12 protein-coding genes and 1 tRNA gene are annotated in these 15724 nt (G+C 64.9%); 8 read left to right on the top strand and 5 right to left on the bottom strand.

From position 1 onward, the window contains the following. The first annotated feature begins 386 nt into the window (after nucleotides 1-386). A complete protein-coding gene (locus U5817_RS03420) occupies nucleotides 387-1700 on the top strand; it encodes a Fic family protein (protein ID WP_407279717.1) in 1314 nt (437 codons plus the stop codon). A gap of 48 nt (nucleotides 1701-1748) precedes the next feature. On the opposite strand, the gene U5817_RS03425 is transcribed toward U5817_RS03420, so the two are convergent. The 5 genes from U5817_RS03425 to U5817_RS03445 form a co-directional block, all read right to left on the bottom strand. Beyond that, a complete protein-coding gene (locus U5817_RS03425) occupies nucleotides 1749-2684 on the bottom strand; it encodes a competence protein CoiA family protein (protein WP_407279718.1) in 936 nt (311 codons plus the stop codon). 341 nt (nucleotides 2685-3025) lie between these two features. After that, nucleotides 3026-3850, bottom strand: coding sequence for an IS21-like element helper ATPase IstB (istB, locus tag U5817_RS03430; protein ID WP_407281012.1), 825 nt, complete (start codon nucleotides 3848-3850; stop codon nucleotides 3026-3028). Continuing rightward, complete coding sequence (gene istA, locus U5817_RS03435) at nucleotides 3840-5333, bottom strand: IS21 family transposase (RefSeq protein WP_407278191.1); 1494 nt, start codon at nucleotides 5331-5333, stop codon at nucleotides 3840-3842. Before istA ends, istB begins: the two co-directional genes overlap by 11 nt. 91 nt (nucleotides 5334-5424) lie before the next feature. Continuing rightward, nucleotides 5425-7143 carry a DUF6538 domain-containing protein gene (locus U5817_RS03440; RefSeq protein WP_407279719.1) on the bottom strand — a complete coding sequence of 573 codons (1719 nt, stop codon included), beginning with the start codon at nucleotides 7141-7143 and terminating at the stop codon, nucleotides 5425-5427. Nucleotides 7144-7229: 86 nt separating this feature from the next. Then, nucleotides 7230-7306 (bottom strand) — tRNA-Met (locus U5817_RS03445). Nucleotides 7307-7358: 52 nt separating this feature from the next. On the opposite strand from U5817_RS03445, the gene miaB reads away from it, so the two are divergent. The 7 genes from miaB to glyS all read left to right on the top strand — a co-directional run bounded on the left by miaB (nucleotide 7359) and on the right by glyS (nucleotide 15708). Then, entirely contained in the window at nucleotides 7359-8696 is a 1338-nt protein-coding gene (gene miaB / locus U5817_RS03450; RefSeq protein ID WP_407279720.1) for a tRNA (N6-isopentenyl adenosine(37)-C2)-methylthiotransferase MiaB, read from the top strand. Then, a complete protein-coding gene (locus U5817_RS03455) occupies nucleotides 8697-9677 on the top strand; it encodes a PhoH family protein (protein WP_169130018.1) in 981 nt (326 codons plus the stop codon). Beyond that, on the top strand, nucleotides 9677-10171 hold the full coding sequence (ybeY, locus tag U5817_RS03460; protein WP_169130020.1) for an rRNA maturation RNase YbeY: 495 nt from the start codon (nucleotides 9677-9679) through the stop codon (nucleotides 10169-10171). Before U5817_RS03455 ends, ybeY begins: the two co-directional genes overlap by 1 nt. A gap of 25 nt (nucleotides 10172-10196) precedes the next feature. Then, nucleotides 10197-11030 carry an HlyC/CorC family transporter gene (locus U5817_RS03465; RefSeq protein ID WP_169130031.1) on the top strand — a complete coding sequence of 278 codons (834 nt, stop codon included), beginning with the start codon at nucleotides 10197-10199 and terminating at the stop codon, nucleotides 11028-11030. After that, the gene (gene lnt / locus U5817_RS03470; protein ID WP_407279721.1) at nucleotides 11027-12559 is read left to right on the top strand and encodes an apolipoprotein N-acyltransferase; all 1533 of its coding nucleotides are present in this window, start codon (nucleotides 11027-11029) and stop codon (nucleotides 12557-12559) included. Before U5817_RS03465 ends, lnt begins: the two co-directional genes overlap by 4 nt. A gap of 141 nt (nucleotides 12560-12700) precedes the next feature. Beyond that, nucleotides 12701-13624 carry a glycine--tRNA ligase subunit alpha gene (glyQ, locus tag U5817_RS03475; RefSeq protein WP_407279722.1) on the top strand — a complete coding sequence of 308 codons (924 nt, stop codon included), beginning with the start codon at nucleotides 12701-12703 and terminating at the stop codon, nucleotides 13622-13624. Then, complete coding sequence (gene glyS, locus U5817_RS03480) at nucleotides 13621-15708, top strand: glycine--tRNA ligase subunit beta (protein ID WP_407279723.1); 2088 nt, start codon at nucleotides 13621-13623, stop codon at nucleotides 15706-15708. Before glyQ ends, glyS begins: the two co-directional genes overlap by 4 nt. Nucleotides 15709-15724 lie beyond the last annotated feature (16 nt).

A 15724-nucleotide genomic window follows, 5' to 3' on the forward strand; every position in this document is an offset into this window, starting at 1 on the left:
CGGACGTCGAGAAGCTCGGCGGGTGCATCGCTGACGTTCATCGGGAAGAGCCTCAACCACAAGAGCCAGCAAGCAACGGCGATCTATGTTCGGCTCGATCTCGATCCTGTTCGCCTGGCGGTCGAGAAGGCGACTGCGGCCATGCTCGCAGCAGCGGGAGTCCGCAATGCTGAGGCGGCGGAAGGGAAGGGGGGCAGGGTAAGGGTCGAGTTGGCGGTAACGTCGAACAAGAACCCGGGGGAGCGTCTACTGCTGTTTACTAATTTTGTTGTTTTTTAGTAAACAATCGGTTCATGTTCGGGTTGCAGTGTACTAAACTCTACTAATTCAAAATAAGATTAGTAGATATGAAGCTTCCCATGCCCCCTCCGAATGCGGCGAGGCTGATGACCGAAGTCGGGCCAGAACGCCTGTCACGCCTGCTCACCCATTCCTCGCCTCTGCCCTACGGAAAATACCTGCATTGGGACGAGTTGCGGTACCGGACTCCGCCCGCGGGGCTGTCAATCGACGAGTGGTGGTTGTCCGTCAGGTTAGCCCGCAACTCGATGCTGCAGAAGCTTCCGTTCCTCGACAAGGCCGGTACAGCGTTCGTGTTCGCCATCCCGGAACCGGTGTTGATCCACCTTCATCACATAGACCGGGATGCCGCCGGACAGATCCGCGCGCCGGAGGCTGCGCCCATCCACGAAAACCGCGAGCGCTACCTTTTGCACTCGCTGATCGAAGAGTCGATTACCTCAAGTCAGCTGGAAGGGGCCTCGACGACGCGTCGTGTAGCGGAGGCGATGCTGCGCGAAGGGCGTCAGCCGCGTGATCGCAGTGAGGCGATGATCTTCAACAACTATCAGGCCATGGAACACATTCGTGGTCTGCGTTCCGAGCCGATCACCCCTGACCGTGTTCTTGAGTTGCACCGCATGCTCACCCTCGACACACTCGACGACCCCGCCGATGCAGGGAGACTGCGCGTGGCGGATGATGTGAATGTTGTCGATAACCGCGACGGGGCGCTCCTGCACGAACCGCCCAGCTACAAGGAACTACCGGAGCGTCTTGAACGGCTTTGCGCCTTCGCGAACGCAGCCGAGGACTCGACGCCTTTCGTCCATCCGGTCGTCCGGGCAATCCTCCTGCACTTCATGATCGGCTACGACCACCCGTTCGCGGACGGCAACGGCCGCACAGCGCGGGCGCTCTTCTACTGGTCGATGGCGAGGAGCGGCTATTGGCTGATGGAATTCCTGTCGATCTCCCACTTTCTTCGCCGCGCCCCACGTCAGTATGTGCAGGCCTACCTGCAAACGGAAACCGACCACAACGACACGACCTATTTCGTACTGCACCAACTCGACATCATCCGGCGTTCGATCGCGGCACTGCACGAATATTTGGCGAGGAAGACCCTGGAGCAGAAGGACGCCGAACGCATGCTGGCGAGCGCGGGTATTCTGCGCAGCGCGTTGAACCATCGGCAGGTCGCGCTGCTGACCCACGCGCTCCGGCATCCCGGCGAGGCGTACCGCGTCGGAAAGCATCAGAGCGTCCACAACGTCGTGTACCAGACGGCACGCGCCGACCTCCTGGATCTCGAAAGACTCGGGTTACTCGAGAAAGTGAAACAGGGAAATGCCTTTGTCTTTTACCCGGTTGCAGATCTGAACGAACGCATTGGATCGCTGAATAAAGCACCGCGCTGACCGTCGGTGTGGAGTCCGGTGGAAGCGGATTCCTGACCGACGGCGCCTTCAAACCCGTGCCGGTGACGTGGTCGAAAGCTTTGCCAATTCCTCAAAGAGGTAATCGCGGGCCGCAGTCGGTGCCAGCCAGTTCTTGAATCGTGGTTGCCACCGGCCACCCACGATCCGCATCAGCGACTTGATCACCGCGTTGACCGAGGGATCGTAGCTGCTCCACAAGGCAATGCCGAAGGGGTGCTCGATGAGGTCAACGATCCGGCCACCAATGAGAAATCGGGTGCGCGGCGCTTTCTGGGGACTTGCTTCGACCGGTGTGGGAGCGGGCAATGCAAGCGCAGCCTGCATTGCCGCGTAGTGTGCCTCGTCATGCAGGGGGCTTGCGTCCATGAGCCGAATCCAGCGCTTTGCCTGGACGCCTTCGACCACGACCTCGAACACATCCTCCCACGCCCATTTCTCGCGGTGCATCTTGGCGAGGTCGATTTCAATCGTCGGGAAACCGAGGGATTCGAGCTTCTGGCTCTTATCATCATCGACAAAGTGCGTAACGGCGACCTCGACGAAAAGGACTTCCGTGCCAACGGTCGCGACGATGTCGGGGCGTAGCTCGCCGACTTTCTTTTCGGCCTCGATGGTCGCGAACTCGATCCACGCTTCAGGACGCACAGCGTCGCCGGTCCCTTGTCGCCCGTCGGGCAGCGTCGCTTTCGTGGAGACCCGTCGTTCCGGGATCGCCATTCCGCCACTTTCGATGAGAACCTGCTTTGCTGCGGCGTGCAGCGCTCCTTCCGCGCCGCCGTCGCATTCGGCCCCTGATGCGTGGGCAAAGTGCCATTCCCGAACGTCGCCCTGACGCGCAAGGACCGGTTCTCCACAGCAGGGGCAGACGCAGTCGCAGGCGAGACCGCGGCTGACCTCTTCCACAGAACGGATGCGGCCGTTCTTGTCCATCGCGAATGACTGCAGCAAACTCAAGCTTTCCATTTGTCGTACTCCGAGTTGTATGGGCGATTCCGCTATCCATTTTTCCGATCCATCGGCTGCCGAACAGGAGCCAAACGGGGTTCAAACGGGGTTCGTTGATCCGCAACTATTTGAGTTTTTGGGAAAGGTCGCTGCGGAGTGGAAGGAGGGCGATCGGCTTGACGTCTTGTTGCTGCGGGTGTCCGCGCGCGTTGAATTTTGACCCCCCGTGTGCACCGAATTCTGACCCCGGGGGTTTAGCCGTTCATCATTGATTGGCTGGAGTGAAGTGTAGTCGTATCGACCGAGGGGGAGGAAGCGGCGAAGGGCGTAGCCCGCAGCCGCTTCCTCCCCCTCGGGGCTCAGAATGGCGCGTCCGGCTCCGCGGTCACATCCAGGGACTCGACGGGCCGCGCCGCTCGGCTCACCTCGCGCGCCCGGACGCGCGCCTTGGCCGTCTGACTGCTTTGCTGGAAACGGAAGGATTCGTTGCCCGTTTCCACGATGTGGCAGTGGTGCGTGAGACGGTCGAGCAGCGCAGTGGTCATCTTCGCGTCGCCGAACACGGCGGGCCATTCGGCAAAGGTCAGGTTCGTCGTGATGATCACGCTGGTGCGCTCGTAGAGCTTGGAGATCAGGTGGAAGAGCAAGGCTCCCCCGGCCTGGCTGAAGGGTAGATAGCCCAGTTCGTCGAGGATCACGAGATCGACGTGCATCAGCGCGTGCGCGAGCCGCCCCTGTTTGCCTGCGGCCTTCTCCAGTTCCAGACTGTTGGCGAGCTCGACGGTGGAGAAGAAGCGTACCCGCTTGCCGTGCTCAGTGATCGCCTTGACGCCCAGTGCGGTCGCCAGATGAGTCTTGCCGGTCCCGGTGCCGCCGATGAACACGACGTTGGCGGCGGCATCGGTGAAGGCGGCGGTGGCGAGTTCATCGATCAACTTCGCATCGACTTTCGACTTGCCGAAGTCGAAGCCGGACAGATCGCGGTGCATGGGGAAACGCGCCGCCCCCATCTGATAGCGGATTGAACGCACATGCCGGTCGGTGACCTCGGCCTCGAGCAGACACTGAATGAGCCAGCCGGCGCTCTGGATGCCGACCCCGCCTTCCGCGAGCAATTCATCGTAACGCTGGGCCATGCCGTGCAGACGCAGCGATTTCAGTTCGGCGACAATCTCACGCATGATCGTTCTCCGCGTGCAGACGGTCATAGCGGCCGGCGTCGGCAAGCGGTGCCTCGGTCACCGCGAGTACCGTGTCGAGTGGTGTCGGTGGGGGCGCCTGGCGCAGGCGGGCGAGCACATTCTTGACGTGCTCCGCGCTGGGCGTGCCGGATTCGAGGATCAGTTCGACCGCCACCAGCACGTTCTCCAGGCCGTGTCGGGGGACGTGCGCCAGAATGTCGGCCATCAGCCGATCGCCGCCCGGGCGTTTGACGAGCAGCGCCCGCAGTCGCTGTAGCGGCGCCGGCAAGCCCTCGAAGGGCGCACCGTTACGCAAGGCACCCGGCTTGCGTTCGAGCAGCGGCAGGTAGTGCTGCCAGTCGTAGATGACCTGGCCGCGCTCGAAGCTGCGCGCATGGGTGGCGACCAGGCCGTCCTCGGCATGGATCTCGATCCGCTCGGGGTACAGCCGCAGGCTCACCTTCTGGTTGGCGAAGGCGCACGGGACCGAGTAGCGATTGCGCTCGTTCGTCACGAGACTGGTACTGGACACCGGCACGATCGCCTCCACGTAGCCATCGAAGCTCGGCACCATTGGCATCAAGGCATCGCGCTCAAGCGTGAGGGCGTCGGCGATGGTGAGGTGCTCGGCGTCCGGGTACGCCAGTTCCGACCACAGCGCCTGGCAGCGCACCTCGAGCCAGGCGTTCAGTTCGGTGAAGCTGCCGAAGCGCCGTTGCAGCGCCTCCTGCCACAGGCGCCGCCGGCTGTCCTGCACGTTCTTCTCGACGACCCCTTTCTCCCAGCCGCTGGCGACGTTGCAGAAGTCCGGATCGAACAGGTAGTGCGACGCCATCGCCGCGAACCGCGTATTGACGATGCGCCGCTTGCCCACGCCAACCTTATCGACGGCGGTCTTCATGTTGTCGTAGATGCCGCGTCGGGGAATGCCGCCGAACACCCGGAACGCACGCGTGTGCGCATCGAACAGCATCTCATGGCTCTGCGTCGGGTAGGCCGCGAGCATGAAGGCGCGGCTCGCACAGAGCTTCGTGTGCGCGAGCAGCACCTTGCGATGGAAGCCGCCGATCACCAGCGACTCCTCGCTCCAGTCAAACTGGAAGGCCTCGCCGAATTCGAATTTGAGCGGGATGAAGCTCGATTTCGCCGGCTTCCCACCGGCCTCGCGCCAGCGTCGCACGTACTCGCTCACCCGCGAGTAGCTGCCCGTGAAGCCCAACTCCTGCAACTGCCGAAACAGCACCAGCGCCGTGCGCCGCTCCCGCTTCGCCCGGCGGGCGTCCGCCTCGAGCCACTGAACGAGGCGCGTCTCGAAGGGCGCCAGCACCGTCTCCCGCGCCGTTCGCCGGTACTTCGGTTCGGCCCCTTCGCCCGCCCTCAGCCATTGCCGCACCGTGTTGCGCGACAGCCCCGTGCGCCGGCAGATCTCCTTGATCGACAGCCCGTCGCGAAAGTGCAACCGCCGAATCTTGCCCAGCATGTTCATGGTGATCATCTCCTCGAACCCTGCTCAAACATCGAGCAGGCAGGTTAATCACCGGGGTCAATTTTCAGCGCGCATAACCCGCGAAAGGGGGTCAATTTTCAATGCGTAGCAACAATACGGGCCGGATAAAGTCGAGCGCGAACTGAATCTGCGAGAGAACTTGCAGCTTGTTCGCAGTGGCTTGCTCCTCCGTGTATCCCCGCTTGACCGCCGATGCCTCCCCGGCGTGACCTGTGACCCAGTCGATTTGCTGATAGATGACGGGATCAGGGTGACGACTGGCAGCGGTAATCAGGGTGTGGCGGAAGACATGAGAGCCGCGAACGCCCTTGCCCGGTGTCTCGTCGCGAAGGCCCGTGTCCCGCAGGAAATCCGCGAACCACTCGCGGGCAACCTTCGATGCCTTCCCGGCTGCGGGACGGAATGCAGGAAACAAGAGCTTGGCGCCGGTCTTCTGGATCGCCGTGACGTAATCCAAGAAACCGAGTTCCAGCAGTTGGGGGTGGATCGGCACGAGCCGCTTGGATGAAGTGTTCTTCAGGGACTTGGTAACCCGTTCATCGCCCTCGGTCTCTGGATCGAGACGCAGAACCCACGCGTTACCGCTCTGGATGATGTCCGTCTGCGGGTTGAGCTGGCAAAGCTCGTTGATACGCGCTCCGGTGAATAGACACAGGTGGGGCAACCAATACTTGTGCAACTGGTCCGACGAGGCAGCGAAGGCTTTCATCTCGGGACCGGTGAAGAGCCGTACGAGTTCGGATTGTTCAAGCGCCCGCTGCTTCTCGTCTCCTTCGCGCCGTGTCCCTTGGTATTCGATTCCTTCGACTGTGAGCGTTACCGGAAATCCTTGGTCCTGATACGTGGTGCGTGCCCATTTGAGGAACAGGCGCAGCGGTGAGATGTAGTTGTTATCGAACGTCGCGGGAGCCATCGTAACTTCATCGGTAACCATGTCCCGCAGAGCCACACCTTGAAGCCGCTTCGGTGCCCCTCGTTGCGTTGGAATGCGTTGAATAAGACGGAGGAATTCAAGGACATCCGTCTGACGGACCTTGGAGATTTCCTTGTCCCCGACGATCTCCAGGAACTTCGGGAGGGCCGCGTGCAGCTTCTTGCCCATCCCCTCAGGCTTCTTGTCCCGGAGAAAATCTTTGATCACGTCCGAGAGACGAATTGATTTCTCCACTGCTTCGGCGGGAGGCGTATCGACGGGATCGCCAGCTTGCCGCTTGCGAACGAGAGCAGTAACGCGGCTGGATGCTTTGGCGAACTCTGTAACGAAGCGACGGTAATCAGGGGAGTCAGGAGGGAGGTCGAAGCCATGCTCGGTTAGCCAGTCCTCCGCGGCGAGGAGTAGCGACGGTCCCTGCATGGGTCCATCATCGGCACGGAAATTACCACGGGCGATGGCGGCTCGGTCGCGTGCCTCGGTCTCGTCAAGGAGGCGGTCTGTTTCGCTGTACGAATGATCCGTGAGCCCTGCGGATCGCTCTAGTTCATCGTGGAAAAGCCGATGGCGAGTGTAAGCCCTGACGATCTGCTGAATCTCATCGTCGGTAATGCTTGTACGTCCGGAGGGTGTTGGAGCGGCAGTGCGGCGCTTCTGCTCGAACTCTGCGTCAAGCTTCAGCCACTCTTGGCAGAGGAGCTTCTCTGCGGTGGCACGGTCCTTCGTTCGGAGACTCTTCTGGACCTGCGTGCGCCCTCCGTAGAGGGACACGAGATCGGCGGGAATCCGCTTGATGAGATAGAAATTGCCCGTTGTGGGATGCTTCCACGGCGTAGGCATGCTGGCTTTTTTTCTCATGGCTGTATTGAACCATGTATTGAAGCCAGAAAGGACAAACCCCTGATTCCAAGGATAAACTTGAATATCAGGGGCTTGAGAGTTCGTGGTGGTGATGGGCAGAATCGAACTGCCGACCTATGGGTTATGAATCCATCGCTCTAACCGTCTGAGCTACATCACCGCTCGAGCCTGCTAATATAGCGGTTTGGGAATCTGCGCGTCAACACGCTTCAATGAAGAAACTGTATATCCGCACTTTCGGCTGCCAGATGAACGAGTACGACTCGGACAAGATGGCGGACGTGCTCGGGGCGACCGAGGAACTGGTGAAGACCGACAACCCCGAAGAGGCGGACGTGATCCTCTTCAACACCTGTTCGGTGCGCGAGAAGGCGCAGGAGAGGGTGTTCCACGACCTCGGGCGGGTGAAGCACCTGAAGCAGGCGAATCCGAACCTCATCATCGGCGTCGGCGGTTGCGTCGCGAGCCAGGAGGGCGAGGCGATCGTCGCGCGTGCGCCCTACGTCGACGTCGTGTTCGGACCGCAGACGCTGCACCGCCTGCCGCAACTGATCGCCGAGCGGCGCTACAGCGGCCGCTCGCAGGTCGACATCTCCTTCCCCGAGATCGAAAAGTTCGACAACATGCCGCCCGCGCGCGTCGAGGGGGCGAGTGCCTTCGTGTCGATCATGGAAGGCTGCTCCAAGTACTGCACCTTCTGCGTCGTGCCCTACACGCGGGGCGAGGAGGTGTCGCGGCCGCTTGACGACATCCTCACCGAGGTCGCCGGCCTCGCCGGCCAGGGAGTCAAGGAAGTGACCCTGCTGGGCCAGAACGTCAATGCGTGGCGCGGGCCGATCACGAAGCAGGGCGGCGAGTTGGGCGACTTCGCCTTCCTGCTCGAATGTGTCGCCGAGATCCCCGGTATCGAGCGCCTGCGCTACACGACCTCGCATCCGCGCGAGATGACGCCCCGCGTGTTCGACGCCTACGCCAACATCCCCAAGCTCGTGAGCCACCTGCACCTGCCGGTGCAGTCGGGTTCCGACCGCATCCTCGCAGCGATGAAGCGCGGCTACTCGGTGCTGGAGTTCAAGTCGGTGGTGCGCAAGCTGCGCGCGGCCCGCCCCGACCTGTCGCTGTCGTCGGACTTCATCGTCGGTTTTCCCGGCGAGACCGAGGAGGACTTCGAGAAGACGATGAAGCTGATCGACGAGGTCGGGTTCGATGCGTCCTTCAGTTTCGTGTATAGCCCGCGTCCCGGCACGCCTGCCGCGGATCTGGAAGACCCGGTGCCGCAGGAGACCAAGCTGCGCTGGCTCGCACGCCTGCAGAAGCGCATCGACGAGCAGGCCCAGGCGATCAGCCAAGCGATGGTGGGGCGAGTCGAACGCGTGCTGGTCGAGGGGCATGCGCGCAAGGACGAGACCGAGCTCGCCGGGCGCACCGCCAACAACCGCGTCGTGAACTTTCCCGGCAATGCGCGCCTGATCGGGCAGTTCGTCGACGTGACGATCACCGCCGCCCTGCCGCACAGCCTGCGCGGCGAAATCGTGACGAGAGAGGTCTGAATGGGCCGACCCACCGAAGTGGTGCTGGAGCCGCTGGACAACCAGCGGCTTGCGAACCTGTGCGGCGCGCTGGACGAAAACCTGCGCCAGATCGAGACCGCGTACGACGTGACCATTGCGCGCCGCGGCGAGCGCTTCACGCTGCAGGGCGGGGCCGCGCAGGCGGCGTTGGCGGCGAAGGCGCTGCGCGAATTCTACGAGCAGGCTGGCGAGCATCTCAGCGTCGATGACATCCAGCTCGGCCTGATCGAGATCGCCAATCGCCGCAAGTCGGATCAGGCCGCGCCGGCGCTGCTGACGCGCAAGACCGAGCTGCACGGCCGCACGCCGCGCCAGGTCGAGTACCTGCGCAACATCCAGGCGCACGACATCACCTTCGGCATCGGTCCCGCGGGTACCGGCAAGACCTATCTTGCGGTCGCGAGCGCGGTGGATGCCTTCGAACGCCAGCTCGTCGAGCGCATCATCCTGACGCGTCCGGCGGTCGAGGCGGGCGAACGCCTCGGGTTCCTGCCCGGCGACCTCGCGCAGAAGGTCGACCCCTACCTGCGCCCGCTCTACGACGCGCTCTACGACCTGATGGGCTTCGATCGCGTTGCCAAGCTGTTCGAGCGCGGCAGCATCGAGATCGCGCCGCTCGCCTTCATGCGCGGGCGCACGCTCAACCACGCCTTCATCATCCTCGACGAGGCGCAGAACACGACGCCCGAGCAGATGAAGATGTTCCTCACCCGCATCGGCATCGGCGCGAAGGCCGTCGTCACCGGCGACCTCACGCAGATCGACCTGCCTCGCGGCCATCGCAGCGGCCTACTGGAGGCGCGCGAGGTGCTGGCCGCCGTGCGCGGCATCGCCTTCACCGAGTTCCAGAAGGAAGACGTCGTGCGCCACCCGCTGGTCGCGCGCATCGTCGAGGCCTACGACAACCAGGCGACGCGCGCCGCGATGCAGGCCGCGCTTGCAAAGAAGGAGCAGGCCTGATGATCGATTCCCCGCCGCATCTGGCGCTGACGATCCAGAAGGCCATCGGCAAGGCCAATCGCGACAACGCCCCGTCTTCCACCGACATGCGCCGCTGGGCGCAGGCCGCGCTGCAGGGCGTCGATGCCGAAGTCACGGTGCGTCTCGTTGGCGCGACCGAGGGGCGTGAGCTCAACCGCGACTTCCGCGGCAAGGACTACGCCACCAACGTGCTGACCTTCGTCTATGGTGAAGGCGAGGGCATGCCGGACCAGGATGACGATGCGCCGCTCGCCGGCGATCTCGTGCTGTGCGTGCCCGTCGTCGTGCGCGAGGCCGCCGAGCAGGGCAAGCCGCTGGCCGCGCATTACGCCCATCTGATCGTGCATGGCATGCTGCATCTGCAGGGCTACGACCACGAGGACAGCGACGAGGCCGAGGAGATGGAGGCGCTCGAAACACGGATTCTCGCCGAACTGGGCTATCCTGATCCCTACGCCGAACGCTCCGCCTGACCCGCCCGACCGATTCTTCCGACATATGGACCCCGCATCACCCCGACCTAGTCTGCTCGAACGCCTCTCCGCGCTGCTGTCGCGCGAGCCCGAGGACCGCGAGGAACTCCTGGCCCTGCTGCACGCGGCCTTCGAACGCAACCTGCTCGACGCCGATGCGCTGGCGATCATCGAAGGCGCGCTGCAGATGTCCGAGCTGCAGGTCGGCGACGTGATGATCCCGCGCGCGCAGATGGACATCATCCGCCTCGACGAGCCGGTGGACCGCATCGCCGCGCACGTCGTCGATACCGGCCACTCGCGCTTCCCGGTCGGTGACAGCAAGGACGACATCGTCGGCATCTTCCTCGCCAAGGATCTGCTGCGCTACTACGCCGGTCGCGACTTCGACATGCACACCTTGCTGCGTCCGGCCGTGTTCGTGCCCGAGTCGAAGCGACTGAACGTGCTGCTGCGCGAATTCCGCGTCAGCCGCAACCACATGGCCATCGTCGTCGACGAATACGGCAGCGTCGCGGGCCTGGTAACGATCGAGGACGTGCTCGAGCAGATCGTCGGCGACATCGAGGACGAATTCGACCGGCTCGAGCCCAGCGACAACATCCAGCTCGATGCGGATGGCCGCTACCGTGTCCGCGCCACCACCGAGATCGGCGAGTTCAATGCCGCCTTCGGCTCCGACTTCAGCGACGCCGAGGTCGACACCGTCGGCGGCCTGCTCATCTGCCAGCTAGGCCGCCTGCCGCGCCGCGGCGAGGTGGTGATGCTCGGAAACCTGCGCGTCACCGCGCTACGCGTGGATGGCCGGCGCGTGCATACCCTGCTCGTGCAGCCCCTCGCCGGAACGGCCGAAGCGTGACCCATCCGGTGCAGGACTCGGGCGCCGCACCGGCGGGCGGGCGGGGGCGCGGCCTGCTGGCGGCGCTGCTCGCGGGCGGCACGTCGGTCCTTGCCTTTGCGCCCTTCGGTATCTTTCCGCTGGCGGTGCTGAGCCTCGCCGTGCTGGCGGGCCTGGCTGCGCGGCAAACGCGCGCACGTGCCGGCTTTGCGCTCGGCTTCGCGTGGGGGCTGGGCGCCTTCCTGGCCGGGGTGTCCTGGCTCTATGTCGCGCTCAATCGCTACGGCGGCATGCCGATGCCGCTCGCGGCACTGGCGATCCTGCTGTTCTGTGCCTATCTCGCCCTCTTCCCGGCTGCGGTCGGGGCGCTGTTCGTGCGCTTCGGGCGGGGTGGGGCGTGGCGGCGCGCGCTGCTCTTCGCCGGCCTGTGGATGGGCTCCGAGCTCTTGCGCGGCTGGTTGTTCACGGGTTTCCCGTGGCTCGCGGCCGGCTATTCGCAGACCCCGCCGAGCCCGCTCGCAGGATTCTTCCCCGTGCTGGGCGTGTATGGCGTGGGCGGCCTTGTCGCCTTCCTTGCGGCGCTCGTCGCCCTCACTCGCTGGCGTAGCGCGCGTCCCGCCGCGGAGGCCCTCGCCGCGATCCTCGTCCTGAGCGGGGCAGGCTTCGGCCTGGGGCGTATCGCCTGGACCTCCCCTGTCGGCGAGCCGCTCGAAGTCGTGCTGATCCAGACCAATATCGAGCAGAGCCTGAAGTGGCGCCCCGAATTGCTGTCCGACTGGCTGGAGAGCAACGCGCGCCTCGTGCGCGAAAACCCCGCGGACCTCGTCGTGTTGCCCGAGACGACGCTGCCGCTGCTGGCAGACCGCCTGCCCGACGGCTACCTCGAAGAGCTTGCCGCCCCGGTCGCAGCGCGCGGTGGCGACGTGGTGTTCGGCGTATTCCTGCGCGATGCGCGCGGTGCGATCTACAACGCCGCGCTGAGCCTCGGCGCATCCCCCTCGCAGAGCTACGCGAAGCAGCACCTCGTGCCCTTCGGCGAATATTCCCCGCCGCTCTTCGGCTGGTTCTACGACCTAGTCGACATTCCCATGTCAGACCAGACGCGCGGCGCCCCCGACCAGCCGCCGCTGCGCCTGGGCGCGCAGCGCGTCGCGATCAACATCTGCTACGAGGACCTCTTCGGTCGCGAGCTGATCCGCAGCCTGCCCGAGGCGACGCTGATGCTGAATCTGTCTAACCTCGCCTGGTACGGCGACTCCTTCGCCCAGCCGCAGCACCTGCAGATCGCCCGCGTGCGCGCGATGGAAACCGGGCGGCCGATGCTGCGCTCGACCAACACCGGCATGACTGCGCTGGTGCAGCCCGACGGCCGTGTCGCCGAGGTCCTGCCGGCCTTCATGCAGGGGGTGCTGAGCGTGTCGGTGCAGGGCTACGAAGGGCTCACCCCTTATGCGCGCTGGGGCGATTTTGCCGCGCTGCTGCTGGGCGTGCTGGCGCTTGCCGTCGCGGGCCGCCTGCGGCGTGATGGGCACGCCCGGCGCGGGATCTGACGCCGGCGTGCGCGGCGTTTCGCCCGCGAGACGCGCATTTTCCGTCGGGGAACTTCGCCCTGTCCCCGGAATGCCATTAAAATCCACCCTTTGCGTCCGCCGCGCGGCGCCCTTGTCGTCGCCAACAGCTGTCGAGAGACCATGTCCCTGCACAAACCCACCTTCCAGCAAGTCATCCTGACGCTCCAGCAGTTCTGGGCCGAACGAGGCTGCGTGCTGCTGCAGCCCTACGACCTCGAAGTCGGCGCCGGCACCTCGCACACTGCGACCTTCCTGCGCGCGATCGGGCCCGAGCCGTGGAACGCCGCCTACGTCCAGCCCTCGCGCCGCCCCAAGGACGGCCGCTACGGCGAGAACCCCAACCGCTTGCAGCACTACTACCAGTTCCAGGTCGTGCTCAAGCCTTCGCCGCTCGAGTTCCAGGAGCTCTACCTCGACTCGCTGCGTGCGCTCGGCATCGACACCAATGCGCACGACGTGCGCTTCGTCGAGGACGACTGGGAGAACCCCACGCTCGGCGCCTGGGGCCTGGGCTGGGAAGTGTGGCTCGACGGCATGGAAGTCACGCAGTTCACCTACTTCCAGCAGGTCGGCGGCATTGACTGCAAGCCGGTGCTGGGCGAGATAACCTACGGCCTCGAGCGCCTCGCGATGTACCTGCAAGGCGTCGAGAACGTCTATGACCTCGTGTGGGCGGTCTATCCGGACGGCCGCAAGGTCACCTACGGCGACGTCTACCACCAGAACGAGGTCGAGCAATCGACCTTCAACTTCGAGCACGCCAACGTCGAGTTCCTGTTTTCGCTGTTCAACAACTACGAATCCGAGGCGAAACGCCTGATCGAAATCGGCCTCGCGCTGCCCGCCTACGAGATGGTGCTGAAGGCCGGGCACAGCTTCAACATGCTCGACGCGCGCGGCGCCATTTCCGTCACCGAACGCGCCGCCTACATCGGTCGCATCCGCAACCTGTCGCGCGCCGTCGCGCAGGCCTATTACGACTCCCGCGAGAGCCTGGGCTTCCCGATGCTCAACACCGCCGCAAACAAGACGGAGGCCGCATGATGACCGCCTCCCTGCTCGTCGAACTGCTCACCGAGGAACTGCCGCCCAAGGCGCTGCCGCGCCTCGGCGAAACCTTTGCCGCGAAGATCTTCGACGGCCTCAAGGCGCGCGACCTCGTCGCCGAGGATCGCGGCTTCCGCTGGTTCGCTGCGCCGCGCCGCCTCGCCATCACCGTGCCGCACGTCCGCGCGGCCGCCCCGGCGCGCGAAGTCACCGAGAAGATCATGCCGGTGCAGGTCGCGCTCGACGCCGACGGTCGTCCGACCGCGGCGCTGCTCAAGAAGCTCGAAGTCAAGGGCATTTCGGCGGAGGCCGTCGCGAGCTTCGAACGTCGCATGGACGGCAAGGCCGAAGCGCTGTTCTACACCCGCAATGAAGACGGCGCCACGCTCGACGCCGTGCTCGCCGAGATCGTCCAGGAAGCCGTCAAGGCCCTGCCCATCCCCAAGCTGATGCGCTGGGGCGCGGGTGATGCGCAGTTCGTCCGCCCGGTGCACAAGCTCACGCTGCTGCACGGCGATCGCGTCGTTCCGGGCCGCGTGCTCGACCTCGACGCCGACCGCGTCACACGCGGCCACCGCTTCATGAGCCGCGGCGACATCGCGCTCGCGACCGCCGATGCCTACGAGCCCACGCTGCTCGCCGAAGGCAAGGTGATGCCGGACTTCGCCGAACGGCGCGCCGAGATCGAGCGCCAGCTCCTCGCCACCGCCGCGCGCGAGGGCTCCAGCCTGGGCGAGTACGCCGACCTCCTCGACGAGGTCGCTGCGCTGGTCGAGCATCCCACCGTCTATGTCGGCGAATTCGAAGCCGAATTCCTCGCCGTGCCGCAGGAATGCCTGATCCTGACGATGCGCGCGAACCAGAAGTACTTCCCGCTGTTCGACCCCGCCGGCAAGCTGCGCAACCGCTTCCTGATCGTGTCGAACATGCGACTCGAGGACGCCTCCAACATCATCACCGGCAACCAGCGCGTCGTGCGCCCGCGCCTGTCGGATGCGCGTTTCTTCTTCGAGCAGGACCGCAAGCACACGCTCGACAGCCGCCTGCCGCGCCTCGCCCCGGTCGTCTATCACAACAAGCTCGGCAGCCAGCTCGAGCGCGTCGAACGCCTCGAGCGCCTCGCCGGCGCGATCGCCGCCAGGCTGCACGGCGATGCGAAGGCGGCCGCCCGCGCCGCGCGCCTCGCCAAGGCGGACCTCGTCACCGACATGGTCGGCGAGTTCCCCGAGTTGCAGGGCGTCATGGGGCGCTACTACGCGCTCAACGACGGCGAGGGCGAGGTCATCGCCGACGCGATCCAGTCGCACTACCAGCCGCGCTTCGCCGGCGATGCGCTGCCCGCCGGCAACGTCGCCGGCGCCGTCGCGCTCGCCGACAAGCTCGACGCGCTCGTGGGCTTCTTCGGCATCGGCCAGTTGCCGACCGGCGACAAGGACCCCTTCGGCCTGCGCCGCGCCGCGCTGGGCGTGCTGCGCATCCTCATCGAAACGCCGCTGCCGCTGGACCTTGCCGAGCTCATCAATGACGCCGCCGCCGGCTTCAAGCCGGGCCTGCTGACCGCCCAGGGTTTCGAAGCGCAGCTCCTCGACTTCATGTTCGAGCGCCTCAAGAACCTGCTGCGCGATGCCGCCCACGCGGGCGACGTCATCGACGCGGTGCTCGCGCTGCGCCCGACGCGCATGGATCTCGTCCCCGCCAAGCTCGAAGCCGTGCGCACCTTCCGCGCGCTGCCCGAGGCCGAGGTGCTCGCTGCGGCGAACAAGCGCATCGTCAACATCCTCAAGAAGGTCGAAGGCGAACTGCCCGAGCCGGACGTCGCGCTGCTGCAGGAAGACGCCGAGAAGGCGCTGTTCCACCGCGTCGTCGAGGTCGCGCCGCTGGTGCGCTCGCACATGGCGAACGAGGACTACACCGACGCCCTGTGCGTGCTCGCCGGCCTGCGTGCGGCAGTCGACACCTTCTTCGACGAGGTCATGGTGATGGCCGAGGAGCCGATGACGCGCCAGAACCGCTTGGCACTCTTGCGCCAACTCGCCGGCCTGATGAACCAGGTGGCGGACCTGTCGCGCCTGTCCGCCTGACGACGGGAAGCATTCC

Origin of the sequence: Aromatoleum evansii, from assembly GCF_045689615.1 — a bacterium.
GTDB lineage: Bacteria > Pseudomonadota > Gammaproteobacteria > Burkholderiales > Rhodocyclaceae > Aromatoleum > Aromatoleum evansii.